General features: G+C 68.8%; 16 protein-coding genes, 1 tRNA gene and 1 pseudogene. 8 read left to right on the top strand and 10 right to left on the bottom strand.

Translation table 11 applies throughout. The features are described 5' to 3' along the window. The first annotated feature begins 153 nt into the window (after nt 1–153). From AAGI91_16130 to AAGI91_16140, 3 genes and pseudogenes are all read left to right on the top strand, one after another. Nucleotides 154–459: pseudogene (locus tag AAGI91_16130) on the top strand (DUF5615 family PIN-like protein). Between the two features lie 57 nt (nt 460–516). Next, nucleotides 517–2259 carry an aminotransferase class V-fold PLP-dependent enzyme gene (locus tag AAGI91_16135; protein MEM1044139.1) on the top strand — a complete coding sequence of 581 codons (1743 nt, stop codon included), beginning with the start codon at nt 517–519 and terminating at the stop codon, nt 2257–2259. Nucleotides 2260–2316: 57 nt separating this feature from the next. Continuing rightward, entirely contained in the window at nt 2317–3249 is a 933-nt protein-coding gene (locus tag AAGI91_16140) for a M28 family peptidase (GenBank protein ID MEM1044140.1), read from the top strand. A gap of 102 nt (nt 3250–3351) precedes the next feature. Here the strand turns inward: AAGI91_16140 and murF are convergent, their stop codons facing one another. Further along, nucleotides 3352–4656, bottom strand: coding sequence for a UDP-N-acetylmuramoyl-tripeptide--D-alanyl-D-alanine ligase (gene murF, locus AAGI91_16145; protein ID MEM1044141.1), 1305 nt, complete (start codon nt 4654–4656; stop codon nt 3352–3354). Nucleotides 4657–4751: 95 nt separating this feature from the next. Further along, nucleotides 4752–5789 (bottom strand): D-alanine--D-alanine ligase family protein, encoded by a 1038-nt coding sequence (locus tag AAGI91_16150; GenBank protein MEM1044142.1) that lies wholly within the window; start codon nt 5787–5789, stop codon nt 4752–4754. A 176-nt stretch (nt 5790–5965) separates the two neighbouring features. Here AAGI91_16150 and AAGI91_16155 point away from each other — a divergent pair, with 176 nt between their 5' ends. The 4 genes from AAGI91_16155 to AAGI91_16170 all read left to right on the top strand — a co-directional run bounded on the left by AAGI91_16155 (nt 5966) and on the right by AAGI91_16170 (nt 8061). Beyond that, the gene (locus AAGI91_16155) at nt 5966–6187 is read left to right on the top strand and encodes a hypothetical protein (protein MEM1044143.1); all 222 of its coding nucleotides are present in this window, start codon (nt 5966–5968) and stop codon (nt 6185–6187) included. 114 nt (nt 6188–6301) lie between these two features. Beyond that, nucleotides 6302–7447 (top strand): hypothetical protein, encoded by a 1146-nt coding sequence (locus AAGI91_16160; protein MEM1044144.1) that lies wholly within the window; start codon nt 6302–6304, stop codon nt 7445–7447. 3 nt (nt 7448–7450) lie between these two features. After that, the gene (locus tag AAGI91_16165; protein ID MEM1044145.1) at nt 7451–7924 is read left to right on the top strand and encodes a GNAT family N-acetyltransferase; all 474 of its coding nucleotides are present in this window, start codon (nt 7451–7453) and stop codon (nt 7922–7924) included. A 64-nt stretch (nt 7925–7988) separates the two neighbouring features. Beyond that, nucleotides 7989–8061 (top strand) — tRNA-Glu (locus tag AAGI91_16170). A 110-nt stretch (nt 8062–8171) separates the two neighbouring features. On the opposite strand, the gene AAGI91_16175 is transcribed toward AAGI91_16170, so the two are convergent. The 5 genes from AAGI91_16175 to AAGI91_16195 form a co-directional block, all read right to left on the bottom strand. Next, nucleotides 8172–10736, bottom strand: a complete 2565-nt coding sequence (locus AAGI91_16175) for a TonB-dependent receptor (protein ID MEM1044146.1) — start codon at nt 10734–10736, stop codon at nt 8172–8174. Nucleotides 10737–10883: 147 nt separating this feature from the next. Next, complete coding sequence (gene clpP, locus AAGI91_16180; GenBank protein ID MEM1044147.1) at nt 10884–11597, bottom strand: ATP-dependent Clp endopeptidase proteolytic subunit ClpP; 714 nt, start codon at nt 11595–11597, stop codon at nt 10884–10886. Between the two features lie 147 nt (nt 11598–11744). Beyond that, the gene (gene tig / locus AAGI91_16185; protein ID MEM1044148.1) at nt 11745–13055 is read right to left on the bottom strand and encodes a trigger factor; all 1311 of its coding nucleotides are present in this window, start codon (nt 13053–13055) and stop codon (nt 11745–11747) included. A gap of 235 nt (nt 13056–13290) precedes the next feature. Beyond that, a complete protein-coding gene (locus AAGI91_16190; protein ID MEM1044149.1) occupies nt 13291–13563 on the bottom strand; it encodes a hypothetical protein in 273 nt (90 codons plus the stop codon). Nucleotides 13564–13566: 3 nt separating this feature from the next. Then, nucleotides 13567–13878: a hypothetical protein gene (locus tag AAGI91_16195; GenBank protein ID MEM1044150.1), complete on the bottom strand. Its 312-nt coding sequence runs from the start codon at nt 13876–13878 to the stop codon at nt 13567–13569. Nucleotides 13879–14122: 244 nt separating this feature from the next. Here AAGI91_16195 and AAGI91_16200 point away from each other — a divergent pair, with 244 nt between their 5' ends. Next, on the top strand, nt 14123–14635 hold the full coding sequence (locus tag AAGI91_16200) for a hypothetical protein (protein ID MEM1044151.1): 513 nt from the start codon (nt 14123–14125) through the stop codon (nt 14633–14635). Between the two features lie 127 nt (nt 14636–14762). Here the strand turns inward: AAGI91_16200 and AAGI91_16205 are convergent, their stop codons facing one another. The 3 genes from AAGI91_16205 to AAGI91_16215 form a co-directional block, all read right to left on the bottom strand. After that, nucleotides 14763–15353: a hypothetical protein gene (locus tag AAGI91_16205; protein ID MEM1044152.1), complete on the bottom strand. Its 591-nt coding sequence runs from the start codon at nt 15351–15353 to the stop codon at nt 14763–14765. A 1-nt stretch (nt 15354) separates the two neighbouring features. Further along, the gene (locus AAGI91_16210; protein ID MEM1044153.1) at nt 15355–15837 is read right to left on the bottom strand and encodes a hypothetical protein; all 483 of its coding nucleotides are present in this window, start codon (nt 15835–15837) and stop codon (nt 15355–15357) included. Between the two features lie 52 nt (nt 15838–15889). Continuing rightward, nucleotides 15890–16011: IS1595 family transposase (locus tag AAGI91_16215; GenBank protein ID MEM1044154.1), on the bottom strand; the 122-nt coding region annotated here is incomplete at its 5' end.

The raw sequence follows: 16011 nt of genomic DNA on the forward strand, positions 1-16011 counted from the left end.
GGATAGTGTCTCACCTACACGAGGTCGTCCCCGCGTAGGCGGGGACCCATGCACCCCCCTACGTGAAGCGCCGCCGCCTGATGGATGCCCGCCTGCGCGGGCATGACATGAGAGTGAGGCAACAATCCTCAGAGGTGGTATAAGTTCTACGCCGATGAGCACAGCTCCAACGCTGTAGCCGAAGGCTTGCGGCGGCGGGGCATCGAGGTGACGACGACCTACGGAGCAGCCATGCTCGGGGCCGCCGACGATGAGCCGCTTGCCTTCGACCATGGGCGAGGTCACATGCTCCTCACGCAGGACAACGACGTCCTGCGCCTGCACGCGTCGGGCGCAGAGCGCGCGGGCATCGCTCACGCTAGGCAAGGAACGCCTGTCGGCACGATCATGCGCGGCTTGGCTCTCGTCTCCGAGTTGTACGCGCCTGACGAGAGGCAGAACCGTGTGGAGTTTCTGTAGCCGTGGCTGCCTGAGCGCAGAAGGCCTCTATCTTGTGTCGAAACAGACCGTGATGCCATGACCTTGCCCGCACTCGATTTTGCCACGCTCCGCGCCGAGACCGTCGGCGTGGACACGCCGGTCGAGACGCCGTTCGGCGAGCGGCTGCTCGTCTACGCCGACTTCACGGCCTCAGGCCGGAGCCTGCGGTTCGTCGACGCCTACCTCTCGGACCTCGCCCGGCTCTACGCCAACAGCCACACCGAGGACAGCACGACGGGGCGGGCCACGACACGGCTCCTCCACGAAGCCGAGGACCTCATCAAGCAGGCCGTCAACGCCGGACCGGACGGGCGGCTGATCGCCTGCGGGACGGGCTCGACGGGGGCCATCGACAAGTTTCAGCAGCTCCTCGGGGTAGCCCTTCCGCCGGCGACGCGGCACGCGCTCTTCGGGCTGTGGCGGGACCACGCCCGGGGCGACGCCGAGGCCTTCGGGCATCTCCTCCGGGAGCGGCAGCCGGTCGTGTTCGTCGGGCCGTACGAGCACCACTCGAACGAGGTCACATGGCGCGAAGGCCTCGCGACGGTGATCGAAGTCGACCTCGACGACGAAGGCCGGCTCGACCTGGCCCACCTCGAAACGCTCCTGCAGGACCCGCGCTGGCACGGCCGGCAGCGGATCGGGTCGTTCTCGGCGGCCTCGAACGTGACGGGCATCAAGACGCCGGTCCACGAGGTGGCGCGGCTCCTCCACCGCCACGAAGCGCTCGCCTGCTTCGACTTCGCCGCGAGCGCGCCCTACGTCGAGATCGACATGAACCCCGAGGGCGACCCAGAGGCGGCGCTCGACGCGGTGTTCATCTCCCCGCACAAGTTTCTCGGCGGGCCGGGGTCGTGCGGCGTGCTCGTCTTCAACGAGCGGGTCTACCCGAAAGACCTGGCCCCGAGCGTCGGCGGCGGCGGGACGGTCGTCTACGTCAACACCGAGGGGCACGAGTTCATCACCGACGTCGAGTCCCGCGAGAAGGCCGGGACGCCGGGTATCCTGCAGACGCTCCGCGCCGCGCTGGCGATGCAGATCAAGGAGACCGTCGGCGTCGAGGCCATCGAGCACCGCGAGCAGGAGTTGCTCCACCGGGCGTTCGAGCGGTGGGGCGAGGCCGTCGAGATCCTCGGTCCGGCCGACCCCGAGGCGCGCGTCGGGATCGTCTCGTTCAACCTGCGGAGCGCCGACGAGCAGTACCTCCACCCGCGCTTCGTGACGACGCTCCTCGACGACCTCTTCGGCATCCAGAGCCGCGCCGGGTGCTCGTGCGCCGGGCCGTACGCCCACCGGCTCCTCGGCATCCGCCTCGACCGGGCGCGGCAGCTCCTGGCGCTCTCGCGCGACGGCGTCCACGGCGTCAAGCCCGGCTGGTGCCGCGTCGGCTTCCACTACACGATGGACGACGCCGAGGCCGACTACCTCATCGACGCGGTCCGCTTCGTGGCCGAGCACGGGGCGCGGTTCCTCCCGCTCTACCGCTTCCACCTGAACTCCGGGACGTGGGCGCACCGGGACGGCCGGGCGGAGCCGGCCCCGCTCTCCGTGGCGGCGGCCCTCGGCCGGAGCGCGCCGCCCGCGCCGCCGACGCCTGCCGAGCGCGCGGCGCGCTACGCTCACTATCTCGACGAGGCACGGGCGCTCGCCGAGGAGCTTGCCTACGCGCCAGAGCCTGCGGTGCTCGGCGGCGACCTGGGCACGCTCCAGTACTTCAGCCTCGCCGAGGGCATCCTCGCCGACGACGACGCGGTGGACGCCTTCTGCGGCGGGTTTTAGACCGTGGCGCAGCGAAAGGCGAAGCCGGCGGCGATGCCTCTGTGGCGACGGCCTCTCGTGCTCGCGGGCCTTGCAGCGCTGCTTGCCGCACTCGCTGTCGGCCTCTGGTCACTTCGCAGCACCACGGTCCCGACGTTCGACGGCGACCGGGCCTACGACCACGTGCTCCAGCAGGTCGCCTTCGGGCCGAGGATACCGGGCAGCGAGGGCCACGACCGGACGCGGCAGTGGCTCGTCGAGACGCTCACGCCGCTCGCCGACCGGGTGCTCGAGCAACCGTTCACGAGCACGCTGCCGGACTCGACGACGGTCGAAGACTCACGAGTCGAGGGCACTAACATCGTCGCCTCGTTCAACCTCGACCCCGGCGTGGGCACGCGGATCATGCTCTGCGCCCACTGGGACACCCGCCCCCACGCCGACCGCGACCCCGATCCGGCGAAGCACCGCGAGCCTGTCCTCGGCGCAAACGACGGCGGCTCGGGCGTGGCGGTGCTCCTAGAGATGGCCCGCCTCCTCGCCGCCGACGCACCCGATGTCGGCGTAGACCTCATTCTCTTCGATCTCGAAGACTCCGGCACCTACGACGATGACACGACGGCGATCATTCCCTTCGCCATCGGCTCGGCCGCCTTCGTGCGCGACAACCCGACCTACCGCCCGACCTTCGGCCTCCTCGTCGACCTCGTGGGCGACACGGACCTGCGTATTCCGCGCGAGGCCTACTCGCAGCGGTACGCCCCGCGCCTCGTCGACCGCGTGTGGGCCATCGCCGAGCGGATCGGGGCCGACGCGTTCGTCGACACGCCGGGCGGGGCCATCACCGACGACCACGTACCGTTCCTCCGCGCTGGCATTCCGGTGATCGACCTGATCCACCAGCCGTTCCCTAACACATGGCACACCACGCGCGACACGCCGGAGCACGTCAGCCCCACGAGCCTCGCGCAGGTCGGGCAGGTGCTCGCCGAGGTAGTCTATTCCGAATGACGCGCTGGGCCGGTCTGCGTAAGGGGCACGGCGGTGCCGTGCCCGAGCGGTCTGCTGGCCAGGGCGTAGCACCGCTGTACCCCTACGGGTTTCCGTCTGCCGTCACGCGATCTGCTTCCAGCTTTCGGACTGGCGCGGGAGCGCGCCGGCCGGGTCGAGGTCGGGGTGGAGCAGCGCCTCCGAGATGCGCTCCATCCGCGTGCCCTGCGAGCCCTTGACGAGCAGCACGTCGCCGGCCTGCGGCTGGAGGAGGCCGCCGGAGCGGAGCACCTCGGCCACGCCGGACGAGGCCGGGTGCAGCGTGACCCGCTCGCGCTGCGCCTCGGGCAGCGTCTCCGCAGCCTGCGCCATGATCTTCCCGACAGCGTGGACCTGGTCGGCGGCGCGCACGGCGGCGGCGAGGACGCGGGCGTGCTCCTCGACCTCGGTCTCGCCGAGTTCCAGCATGTCGCCGAGGAACGCGATGCGCCGCGTCCCGTCCTGCGTTTCGAGCACGCGGAGTGCGGCGAGCGTGGCGTCGGGCGAGGCGTTGTAGGTGTCGTCGATGAGCGTACTCCCGCCGAGTCCGCGCAGCCGGTTCAGCCGTCCCTTCTCGGGTTCGATCTTCGCCAGTCCTCGGTTGATCGCCGCGTCGTCCATTCCAAAGGCGAGGCCGACGCCGAAAGCCGCGAGCGCCGTGAGCGCGGCGTGCTCGCCGAGAATCGGAAGCTCGGCCGTGATACGGTCGGGCCGGAGGTCACAGTCCGGGCCGGTGCCGTAGGTGACGGTGCGCCCTGCGTTCACCTCGGCCATCTGGAGCACGCGCGGGTCGTCGCCGTTGAGGCACGCCGTCCCGCCCGGCCCGAGGGCGCGCACCAGCTCCGACTTCTCGCGCTGCACGCCCTCGATGCTCCCGAGCGTCTCGACGTGGACGCCCCGCACGACGGTCACGACCGACACCGCCGGCGGGAAGTACGTGCACAGTTCCCGGAGGTCGCCTTCGAGGCGGGCCCCCATCTCCAGGACGAGCTTGGTCGCAGGCGTGATGTCGCGGTTGACGATGAGCAGCGACAGACCGAGCGGCGTGTTCTTGTTCCCCTCGGAGGCCACGACCTCGAACGTCTCGCCGAGCACCGCAGCGACCGCCGTCCGCGTCGTCGTTTTCCCCATCGAGCCGGTAATGGCGACGATGTCGGGCCCGAGCCGTTGCACCTTCTCCGTCGCCTGCCCGACGAGCCAGTCCACAGAGTCCTCGACGCGGGTGAGCTCGACGCCGTCGGGTAGCTTCACGTCGCGCTCGGCCACGACGCCGGCCGCGCCACGCTCAATCGCCTGCGGGACAAACGTGTGGCCGTCGTGCGTCTCGCCCCGGATGGCGACGTAGGTGTCGCCGGGCTCAAGCGTGCGGGTGTCGGTGGAGTAAGGCATGTCGAGTTGCGAGTGTCGAGTGGCGAATGTCGAGCGATGGTGGTCCGCGTCAGGAGATCTCCTTCCCACCCTCCCCGCTTTCTGTCCGTCTCGCGTCAGCGAGTCGTCTTGAAGCGGGCGTCGCGTTCGTGCCGGTCGAGGGCGAGGTCGACGAGGGTGTCGAGGAGGTCCTCGATGGGCAGGCCGCTGTGCTTCCACATGACGGGGAACATGCTGCGCTCGGTGAAGCCAGGGATGGTATTGATCTCGTTGACGAACACGTCGTAGCCCGGCGTGAGGAAGAAGTCGACGCGGGACATGCCTTCGCAACCCAGGGCGCGGTAGGCCTCGACGGCGAGCCCGCGCACGCGCTCGGCCACCTCCTCGGGGAGATCGGCCGGGACCTCCATGCGCGATGCGTCGGGGTCTTCGTATTTCGCGTCGTAGGTGTAGAAGGCTGCCGTGGAGACGATCTCGCCGGGGACGGCCACGCGGGGCTCCTCGTTGCCGAGGACGGCGCACTCGATCTCGCGGCCCGCGATCGCGGCCTCGACGAGCACCTTCCTGTCGTAGCCGAACGCCTCGTCGAGGGCTTGCTCGTAGCCCGCCTCGTCCTCCGCCCGCGCCGTGCCGACCGACGAGCCGGAGTTGGCGGGCTTGACGAACAGCACCGGCCCGAGGTCCGCCGTAGCGACCTCGAAGGTGGGCCGGTCGCCAGGGTGGGCCAGGCGGAAGGGCACGATCGGCAGCCCGGCGTCGCGGAGGATCCGCTTCGTGACCTCCTTGTCCATGCACGCCGCCGAGGCCAGCACCCCGGCCCCGACGTAGGGAATCCCGAGCGTCTGCAAAAACCCCTGCACCCGGCCGTCCTCGCCGTTCTGCCCGTGGAGCATCGGGAGTGCCACGTCCAGGTCGAGCGCGGCGAGGGCGAGAACGCCGTCCGTGCCCGCCGGAGCCGTCGCGGCCTGGCCTGCTGCGCTGTGGAGCGCGGCGCTATCCGCCGTCTCTAGGTGCCAGCGCCCCGTCCGGTCGATGCGGACCGGGGTCACGCGGTACCGCTCCGGCCGAAGCGCGGCGAAGACATTCCGGGCCGAGCGGACGGACACCTCGTGCTCGGAGGACTGGCCTCCGTAGATCAGGCCGATGTGGGTCAAGAGGGGGAAGGGTCGGAGGGGCGAAAGCAGGAAAGAGATGCCGGAAGCTACGGGTCCGCTCCTTCAAAGCGGCGTCCTCCCCGCCCGAACGGCTCGAAAAGTTGACAGAAGCTGCCTGAGCTTAGACATGCCCTAAACACTATTGATACTGGCATCGCACCCTTCGATCATACATCATGGCCACCGTCTTTTTCGTCCAGCCGCAACGCGCAGCCACACTCCGGGAGCGCGACTTCGCCGACGCGCTCGGCGCGCTTCGCCTCGCACTCGGCGGCCTGGAAGGGGCCTGCGAGGGCGACCCGGCCCGGTGCCGCCGTGCCGCCGCCGCGCTGGAGCGCTTCACGCACGAAGTGGAGCGGCTGAGCAGCTACGAGGACCGCGACGACGACCTGCTCTGAGGGCTGCGCAGGGGTGAGGCCAGAAAGGCAGGCGACGAGGTTTTGGGGAAACCGCATGCGCTCGTCCCCTGTTTGCGCGTTGGGGCTTGCGTGTTCTACCCACTTCTTCCCTCCATGTCAGCCCATCTTCGCCTCGGCCTTGCCTGCCTGCTCGCAACCGTCATCCTATGGGGCAGCGGCTGCATCGGCAGCGACACCCTCCGCCCTCACCAGGGCGTGGACTTCGACCGCCTCTTCGCCCCGCCAACTGACGCGGAGATCGCGCAGGTCCTCCAGGAGTGGTCGGCCCGGAGCCGCGGCGACACCTACGACCCAGAGGACATCGCCGTTGAGTACGACGACGATTTCTTCGGGGACGGCAGCCGGCTCGTGATCCTCTCGCACACGGTAGGCGGCGCGCCCTTCACGCACTACGGGGCGGTCCGCTTCCCGCCCGGCCAGCCGCCGGAGGGCGGTTGGCCGGTCGTCGTGTACCACCACGGCGGCTCCAACGGGCTTGACCTGAGCAAGCAACTGGACCGTTTCGTTACCGGTCCTCTCACCGCCGTCGGGAGCCGGAGTGTAATCGTCGCGCCCACCTACCGGTCCGAGCCGCTCTTCAACACGCCCATCGGAGACCTTGTCTCAGGAGGCGAACTGGACCCGTGGGACCGGGACGTAGACGACGCCATCGCCCTCCTGAACGCGACGCTGGAAACGTTCCCTGACCTCCTTGAGACGCGCGGCTTCGCCACGCTCGGCGCGAGCCGGGGCGGGGCGGTCTCGCTCCTTATGGCGATCCGCGACGAGCGGGCCCAGTCGGCGGCGGTCTACTTCGGCCCTACCGACTTTTTCTCGCCGGTGGTCCGGCAGATCGCCGAGTCGTACCTCGCGGACGAGCCACTAGAGGGATTCGTGATCGGGCGCGGGGCCACCTACCTCCTCGAAGAAGTCCTGACGGCACTCTCCGAGGGCGAGATCTCGCATGACATGGCCCGCCTGGAACTGCTGAAGCGCTCGGCGGCGCGGCTTGCAGCCTTCCTCCCGAGTACGGTTGCCCATCATCACGAGTGTGATCCGAGTGTCCCCTTCGAGCAGTTCGAAGCACTCGAGCGTATGGCAACCGCTATCGACGGTGCCAGCGAGTTCTACGGCTACGACGTGGGCTGCCCTGACGGCGCGCTGAATGGCCGCTTCCACTCGATGAAGGAGCGTGTGATGCCGGGCAACGGGGAGCGTACGGCGGAGTTTCTGACCCGTAGCGCCCGCCGCCAGCGCTGAGCCGTGGACGTCCTCGCCGTCACGACAGACCGCCACTGGCAGGAGGCGCAGCGCATCCGCCAGCGGGTCTTCGTCGAAGAACAGGCCTGCCCGCCGGACGAAGAGTGGGACGCCTGGGACGCGGCCGCAGCGCGGGGCCGGACGTGTCACCACTTGCTCGGGCAGGTGGACGGTACCCCGGTTGCCACGGCCCGGTGGCGCCCGGTAACCTACAGGGGGCGCGCAGCAGCCAAGCTGGAACGCTTCGCTGTGCTTCCCGCCTGGCGTGGGCGGGGGCTCGGACGGGCTATCGTGGAAGCGGCCATCCGCGAGGCGCAGCAGGCCGGATTCGCTACCCTCGTGCTGCACGCCCAAGCCCACCTGGAGCCGCTGTACGCTGCGTTCGGATTCGAGCCGGTCGGCCCCGTCTTTGAGGAGGCGGGCATCCCGCACATCGCGATGGTGCGCGGCGAGGACTCGCTGCGCGGCGAGGCGTGAAAAACGGGTGTACCGGGCTCGGTTGGGCGATTCGAGGAGTATCTTCTGCCCCTAAGCCCGACACGCCGCGTTCGTCTAGGGGTCTAGGACGCCGCCCTCTCACGGCGGTAACACGGGTTCAAATCCCGTACGCGGTACCTACGAGCGCCTACGCCGGTCTTCGGCGTGGGCGCTTTTTTGTGACCTGTGGTGCGCTGGCGCGGCGTTCTCCGCGCCGGTAGTCCCATCGCAACCAGGGACCGCACACCTAGATCTCGTCGTCGTCGAAGTCGTCGTCGCGCTCGCCGCCCCGGTCTCGGCGCTGCTGCTCCTGGCGGCCGAAGTTGTACTGGAAGACGAGGCTGAGCCGCTGCGCCTTCCAGTCGCGCTCGAACTCCTGAAAGAGCGAGGGCCGGTCGATCGTGAAGTTGAACCCGGCCAACCCGAAGGGGTCGCTGAGCCGAGCCGTGAGGCTAGCCTGGTCGCCGAGGAGCGCGGTCCGCGCCGCGAACGTCATGAAGACGTTTCCCCCGCGCCGTCCCTGGGCCGTCTCCACAGGCGCGCGGTAGCGGACGTTGGCCTGGAGGTCGAGGCCGCGCCACCCGACGCGGTCGCCGAGGGCGTAGCTCGCGCTGAGGCGGCCGCCCCACCCGAAGGCGTCGTTCTCGAAATCGCCGGCCGAGGTCGACCCGTCGCTGACGAAGCGGAAACCCTCGACGCTCGCGAAGCCCCGGAGGCCGTCGAGCGCGCCGCGACCGGTGACGGCACCGATCAGTTCGACGCCGTAGGACGTGTTCGTCGCCACATTCTCGGCGGTGCGGACGGCAATGACGCCGGGGCCGCACAGCGCGGCCGCCGCGCCGGTCGGGCGGTCGGCGCAGATGACCGCGATCCGCTGGACGGCGTCGGTCGTGTAGCGGAGGAACGGCGTGAGCGTGAGCGACCCCCACGGCGTGAAGCGGACGGCCCCGACCTCGAACGAGCTGGTGTATTCCGGCTGCAGGCGCGGGTTGCCGATGCGCGGGTTGCTCGGGTCGTCGAGGCTCGGGAACGGGTTGAGGAGGCGCGTGCGCGGGCGCTCGATGCGGCGGCTGTAGCTGGCCCGGAGCACCGTCCGGTCGCTGAGGTCGTAGCTGAGAAAAGCGCTCGGGAAGAGGCTCGTGTAGTCGTTGTCGAAGTCCTCCCCTGTGTTGAGAAGCGCGAACGTCGTCTGCGCCGTCTCGGCGCGGAGGCCTACCTGCACGCCGAGGGCACCGAACTCGCGGGCCCCCTGGAGGTAGGCTGCGTGGATCTGCTCCTCGAAGTCGAACGTGTTGTTGAGGCCCGCGTCGGGCTCGAACGCGCCGGTCTCCTCGTTGCGGGTCTCGGCGAAGAGCGACTCGAAGCGGGTCTGGACCTCGCCCTTGTAGCCCGCTTCGAGGCGGCCGCCGGCGAGGGGCCGGACGTAGTTGATTTCGAGCGAGGCCTCGTCCCGCTCACGCTCCTGGTCCGAGAGCTGAAACTGGCGGACGTCGCCCGTCGGCTCGCCGCTGAGGAGGTTCTGGTCGAAGGTCTCGTCGTCGTCGTTGACAGAGCGGTTGTAGCGGGCCTCGACGTCGAGGCTGTGCGGCGTCTCGGCGTCAGCCGCGCCGAAGCGGTGCCGGAGGCCGAGGCGGGCGTCGGCCCTCTGCCGGCTCCCCACCTCCTCGACGAGGCGCTCGTAGGCGAGCACCGGGTCCTCGTCGGCGTTGAGTTCGAGGAAGTCGTTGACCTCGAGCTCGCGCTCGTCGCGCAGCCCGAACTGCGTCGCGGCCGAGAGCGTGGTCCGGGCCGAGAGTGCGAGGTCGGCGTTGAGGCTGAGGCTGTGCGAGGTCTCCTCCTCGTCCTCGTCCTCGACCTGGTCCAGAAACGTGACCGGCGAGTCGAAGCGGTTGGTGGAGAAGCTGCTGCCGCCGCCGACATCCTGCTCCTGCTGGAAGCCGTACGAGCCGGCGAGCGCGAGCGGTCCCCGCCCGTAGGTCAGATTGACCGTCCCCGTGTAGCTGCCGCGCGAGTCGCCGCCGGCCTGCACGGTGCCGCCGAAGCCCCGGTCCACGTCTTGGCGGAGGACGATGTTGATGATCCCGCTCATCCCGTCGGGCTCGTAGCGCGCCGACGGGTTGGGGATCACCTCGACGCGCTCGACGCTGCCGGCGGGGAGGCTCTGGAGGTAGGCCGCGATGAACTCCGCTGCCACCGGTGCGGGCTTGCCGTTGACGAGCACGGCGACGTTGCCGCTCCCGCGCAGGCTGATGTTGCCGTCGATGTCCACGTCCACCGAGGGGATCGTCTCCAGGACGTCGGTGGCGTTGCCGCCGGCGGTCGCCGGGCTGTCGGCGGTGTTGTAGACCGTCCGGTCGATCTGCACGGACACCTGCTCGCGCTCGGCCTCGACTTGGACGCCCTCAAGCTGCTCGACATCGGCCGCGAGCACGATCTCGCCGAGCTCGACGAGCCGCGCCCGCTGGTTGATCCGCACGTCCTCGACGCGCGTGGAGAGGTAGCCGACGTGGCTCACGTCGACGTAGAACCGGCCGGGCGGGATGCCCTCGATCCGGAACGTCCCGTCGGCCTCGCTGATGGTCCCCGTGACGAGGCTCGTGTCGCGTCCCGAGCCGGGCCGGGGCACGCGCCACACCGCCACGCTCGACGTGGGAACGGCCAGGCTCGCCTGGTCGACGACCGTGCCGGTGACCACGCCGGTGGGTAGGGTGCCGCCGGGGCGTTGACCGCCGGAGCGCTGGCCGCGCTGCTGCGCCTCAGCAGGCAAGGCGAGGAGGCAGGCGGCCGCGAGGAGAAAAAGCGCACGGATCATAGAGCGAGGTGGTGGGAGTGTGGGGCTCAACGGCGAACCCCGCGGGAAGGTGCCCGCGCCGAGGCCTCCTTCGTTGCAGGCCGGCCTGCATGCGAAGCGGGCGCGTCCCGGAAGACACGCCCGCTGCACGCTCGGCCGAGGCCGCTGCTAGTCTTCGGACGCCTGCTCGTCGACGGGCTTGTCCGGCTCGCCGCCGCCGGTCGCGAGGACGTTGTCGATGATGCCGTACTCCTTCGCCTCGGCCGGGCTCATGAACTTGTCGCGGTCGGTGTCGCGCTCGACCTGCTCGACGGACTGGCCGGTGTGGTGCGCGATGACCTCGTTGAGCCGCTTCTTGATGTAGAGGATCTCGTTGGCCTGGATCTCGATGTCGCTCGCCATGCCCTGCCCGCCGCCCGACGGCTGGTGGATCATGATGCGGCTGTTGGCGAGCGCCGCGCGCTTGCCCGCCGCCCCGCCGAGGAGGAAGATCGACCCCATCGACGCCGCGAGACCGACGCAGATCGTCGCCACGTCGGGCTTGATGTACTGCATCGTGTCGTAGACGGCCATGCCGCTGTAGACCTGCCCGCCGGGGCAGTTGATGTAGAGGTTGATGTCCTTGTCCGGGTCCTCGGCGGCGAGGAAGAGGAGCTGCGCGACCGCGAGGTTGGAGGTGGTGTCGTTGACCGGCGTACCGAAGAGGACGATGCGGTCCTTGAGGAGGCGGCTGAAGATGTCGTAGGACCGCTCGCCGCGCGTCGTCTGCTCGACGACCATCGGGACGAGGGCGCTGGCGGGCTCGGCGTCGGGGCCGCCGGAGTAGATGCCGCCGGGGAGGGTCGAGAGGCCTTTGGCGAAGGTGACGAAGTCGCTGATCATGGGTCGATGGGGCTGGAGGTGAGCCGGGGTGAAAAGGCGAGCCGAGATACCGGAGCCGCCGAGCGGGGTTCCTGCCCGAGGAGAGTGCGACCGACAGCGTGGGGGCGACCGGCCGGTCGCCTCTACGGATGTCTATCGGCGGACGTGCTACGCCTCCTCAGCGTCCGCCTTCGCCGCTTGCTCCGCTTCCAGCTCGTCCTGCGTCTTCTCGACAACCGCGAAGCGCCCTTCGAGCGCCTGGAACAGCTTGTCGGTCCCGATCCGCTGCTGGATGCCTTCGAGGAGCTGCGGCTGCTGGGCGATGAAGCCCTTGAGCGTCTCGGCGTCGAACGGGCCGCCGGCCGACATGCGCTCGAACTCGGCCTCGAAGTCGTCCTCACTGAGTTCGAGGTTCTCCTCCTCCGCAAGTTGGTCGCGGACGAGCATCCATCGCACCTGGTTCTCGGCCGTCTCGCGGTTAGCCTCGCGGAAGTGCGCGTGGTCGAAGCCGGGCGGGAGCGCGTCGTCGTTCTGCTTGGCGTAGTCCTCCGTCATCTGGTTCAGCATGCCCTCGACGAGCGTCTCGGGCACGGCGAAGTCGTGCGCCTCCAGGATGCCGCGCACCATCTCCTCGCGCATCATCTCGCTCGACATCCGGTCCCACGCCTGCTCCATCTCGCCGCGGATCATCTCCTGGAAGCCCGCGATCGTCTCGACCTTGTCGGCCGTCTGCTCCTTGATGAAGGCCTCGTCGAGGGCGGGCAGCTCACGCGTTTTCACTTCCTGCATGGTGACGAGGAAGCGGTCGGTCTCGTCGCCGCTCGGGAGGTCGAGCTTGAACGTGTCGCCCGCCTTCTTGCCAACGAGGCCGGTCTTCATGTCGGGATACAGGCGCTCGTCGTCGAGTTCGACCTGCTGGCCTTCCTGGCGCTCACCGATGATCGGCGTGTCGGTCTCCCGGTCGAGGCGCTGCATGTCGATCACCACTACGTCGTCTTCGGTGGCGGGCTCCTCGGTCGGGACGAGGTCGGCCTGGCGGCGGAGGCGGCGCTGGATCTCGTCCTCGATGTCCTCGTCGGTGATGGGGCGGACGAGCTTCGAGACCTGCACGCCCGACAGGTCGGCGATCTCGATGGCGGGCCGGACTCCGAAGCGGACGACGGCGTGGAGGTCTTCGTCGAGCCCGAAGTCGAGTTCGGCGAGCAGCGGCTGGCCGAGCACGTCGCGGTCGGGGTCGTCAGCGACCTCGTCGCGGTACGCCTCGCCGATCACCTCCTCGGCGATCTTGGCGGCGATCTCCTCGCCGTGCATCCTCTTGGCGAGCGACATCGGAACGCGGCCCGGCCGGAAGCCCTTGAGGTTCATCTGCTTGCGCTGCGCCTTGAGGGCTTTATTCAGGCGCGGCTTCAGTTCTTCCTTCGTAGCGCGGATGTCGAGGTCGAAGTCGACGGGCGAGCGCTCGGTGATGGTAACGTCCATGACGGCAGGCGGATGGGGGATAAAAAGCAACGCGGCCCCGCCGCTCGGGGTCCGCGCTTGAGTAGGCACGGCAAAGTACGGTACCCGCCGGCCCTCGACCGTGAAGAGACCCGGCATTCCAGAGGGGATTTTTTGGCGTGGGGAGAATGGGAGGACTGGGGCGAACGAGCGTTGGTGCGCAGCGCGAGAGTCTCGGTAGCCTTCTCGACTTTTCTCTCCGCTCCTCCCATTCCTCCTATTCCTCGTCCTTCGGCGGCTCGCTGTAGCGGCGGCTCGGCCGGCGGCCGGCGGTGCGGCGGACCATCTCCTCGTAGGCCCGCTGGCAGAGCCACACCTCGCCGTCGGTGTAGGCAGGCCGGAGGTAGTAGGTGCCGGCGCGGTGGAGCGGCGTGCCGTAGGCCGCGCAGCGCTCGGTCGGTGGCGACCCGTCGGTGCGGTGCCACTTGGCGCGGTGCCACGGCCGGCCGGCGAGGCTGCGCCAGAAGGCATCGTCGCGGTCGATCCTCACCGCTCAGCCTCGGGCACGGCGGCCCAGCGTCCGGCTCGCAGGCCGGTCGTCGAGCAGTTCGTCAGCGAGGTCGTCGATCTGGTCGTTGAGTTCCTCTCGGTCGAAGCCCGCCTCGTATTCGGAGAACCGGGCCTCCCCGAAGGCTTCGACTTCGAGGGCCTCGACGCGCTTGGCGAGCGGCTCGTTCGCCTCGCGCACCGCGTCCCCCAGCATCCGCTTCAACTCGCCGACGCTGAGGCCCGCGCCCTCGCCGCGCTCGAGTTCCAGCTGCTTCCTCTTGTAGTCCAGCACCGACTTGACGATGGCGACGGGCATGATGAAGGCTACGAAAAAGATAGTAAGGAACTCGAAAAACTCCATCAGGGCAGGAGGGTTGGTGAGGGTCTAGCTACGGTCCAGGGTTCGCTGCGGTTGCGAGGACGCCTGGGCTGGCCGGAAGTAACTTCGGGGGCGCATCCTGCGGCCTTGTCGAATGACGAACGACGAATGACGACCACCGAGCGCTTCTCATTCTGACGTGTCACTGCCGCATTCCATCTCCGCCTACCCTCTTCCTTGTATGCCCCGTCTTCTATCCTGTGCCCTATTCTTTTGCCTCTTCGCTGCTTCCGCGCTCGCCCAGGGTGGCCTCAGCCCGCGCTACGGCGTTGGCTTCGACGCACTCCTCTCGGTCGCCAGCGGCGAGGTGGTCGAGGACGGCTTCGGGCTCGGCGTCCGCGGCCGGGTCTCGTTCCCGGTCAACGCCGACTTCTCGTTCGCTGTCGGAGCCGGGCTCGCGGGCTTCCTCCTCGGCGGGCGCGACGACGCGACGTACCTCTTCAACCCCCAGCTCTCAGGCGTGCTGACGCTGCCGCGCTCGCCGCGCTGGGCGCGCTACCTGATCGGCGGCTTCGGGGGCTACTTCCCGCTCGGCAGCAGCGACAAGGAGGGCGGGCCGTCGCTCCACCTCGGCCTCGGCTGGGCGCAGCCGCTGAACGAGACCTCGCTCTACATCGAACTCGACCCGGCGATTGTGATCGGCGAGACGCGGACAGCCTTCATCGCCGCTGCCCGCGTCGGGGTGATCTTTTAGACTCTGCGTGGTGACTTTGCTCTTGTCATCCTGAACTCGCTTCAGGATCTCCCCAGCGTCGGCACCAGTCCCACAAGATCCCGGATCGGGGTCCGGGATGACAGGCGGCTTGAGGTTCCAGACGTCCCTACGCGACGCGGCGGAGGATGGACTGGAGGCGCTCGTGGTCGTCGTCGAGGAGGCGGCTGAGGGAGCGGCCGGCGGCGAGGAGGGCGCGGCGGCCTTCGTCGCCTGCACCGTACGCCTTGTTCAACCGCCGCAGGAGGGCGACGAGGAGGTCGTCGGTCGGGACGCCCATCTCGGGATGGCGGACGAGGGTGCGGAGGAAGTCGAACGGTGCGCCGAGCGAGCAGACCGCGTCGTCGTCGCAGGCGCGGACCATGTCGTGGAGGGTGGCGGGGCGCGGCGGGAGGGTCTGGCGGACGGTGCCCCGGCTATCCCGGTAGGCGAGGACCTGGGCGCGGAACGTCGTGCGGATCAGTTCCAGCACCTGCGGCATCTCGCGGCGAAGCTCGGCGCGGCCCATCCCGAGCGCGACCGCCTGCCGCCCCGGCTCCACGCTCCCCGTCTCGACGTGCGCCACGACCGCAAACAGCGTCGTCCCGCCCTCGACCTCGACCTCGACCCACGCCCCGAAGTCCGGCGGCTCAGTGTCTCGCAGCACCTCGGCCACGACGTGCCGCGTGCTCGACTCGATGACTTCGGCGATGGGATCCATATCAGCAGCCTGTCCCATCGTGGAGGTCATCGAAGCGAACATGGAAACCCCCTTCCATCCGCGTCTCGAAAGGGAAGAATCCTTCGATCTTCCTCATCTCGTAGGAGAACACGCCAGACGCCGAATTGCCGTCGGCGTGTAGCAACTCGAAGGTCCCTTCTCTTCCGCTCCATCCGTCGAAGAGCAGCCTTACACGCTCAAGATCATCCGCTGTGGGTTGAGGCAGTCCCGGAATGACGAGCGTGCCTGACCTTGGATTCTCGGGGGCGTCAACCACGAACCTAGCTCCTGGCGAGCTCGGGTCAGCGGATGGCGGGATATATCTCGTGCATCCTGAGTAGCTGGTTTCGCCCCTCTCTATCACGAACGTGCCAGGGGTTACGTCACCGTAGCGCTCACGCAATTCATCAAGATCCGAAGGGTTAGGTGCTAGAAAGCCACAGCCACCCCCAGCAACGAGAGTCCAGAAGCAGATAAGGAACAAGACAAGACGTGTGGTTTGGCGCGTCATAGACTGCAAAGCTAAAGGGGCTGTCCTAGATAACGGTCCAGTCCAGTAGCGTCTTCAGCAAGTTGCTCGCCGGACCGTAGTTGAACCGCCACTCGCATTCCTTCAAAAACAGCTCGAAATGAGCCTTCGCGATCCCATTATACCGAC

The organism is Bacteroidota bacterium, assembly GCA_038746285.1.
Lineage (GTDB): Bacteria > Bacteroidota > Rhodothermia > Rhodothermales > JANQRZ01 > JANQRZ01.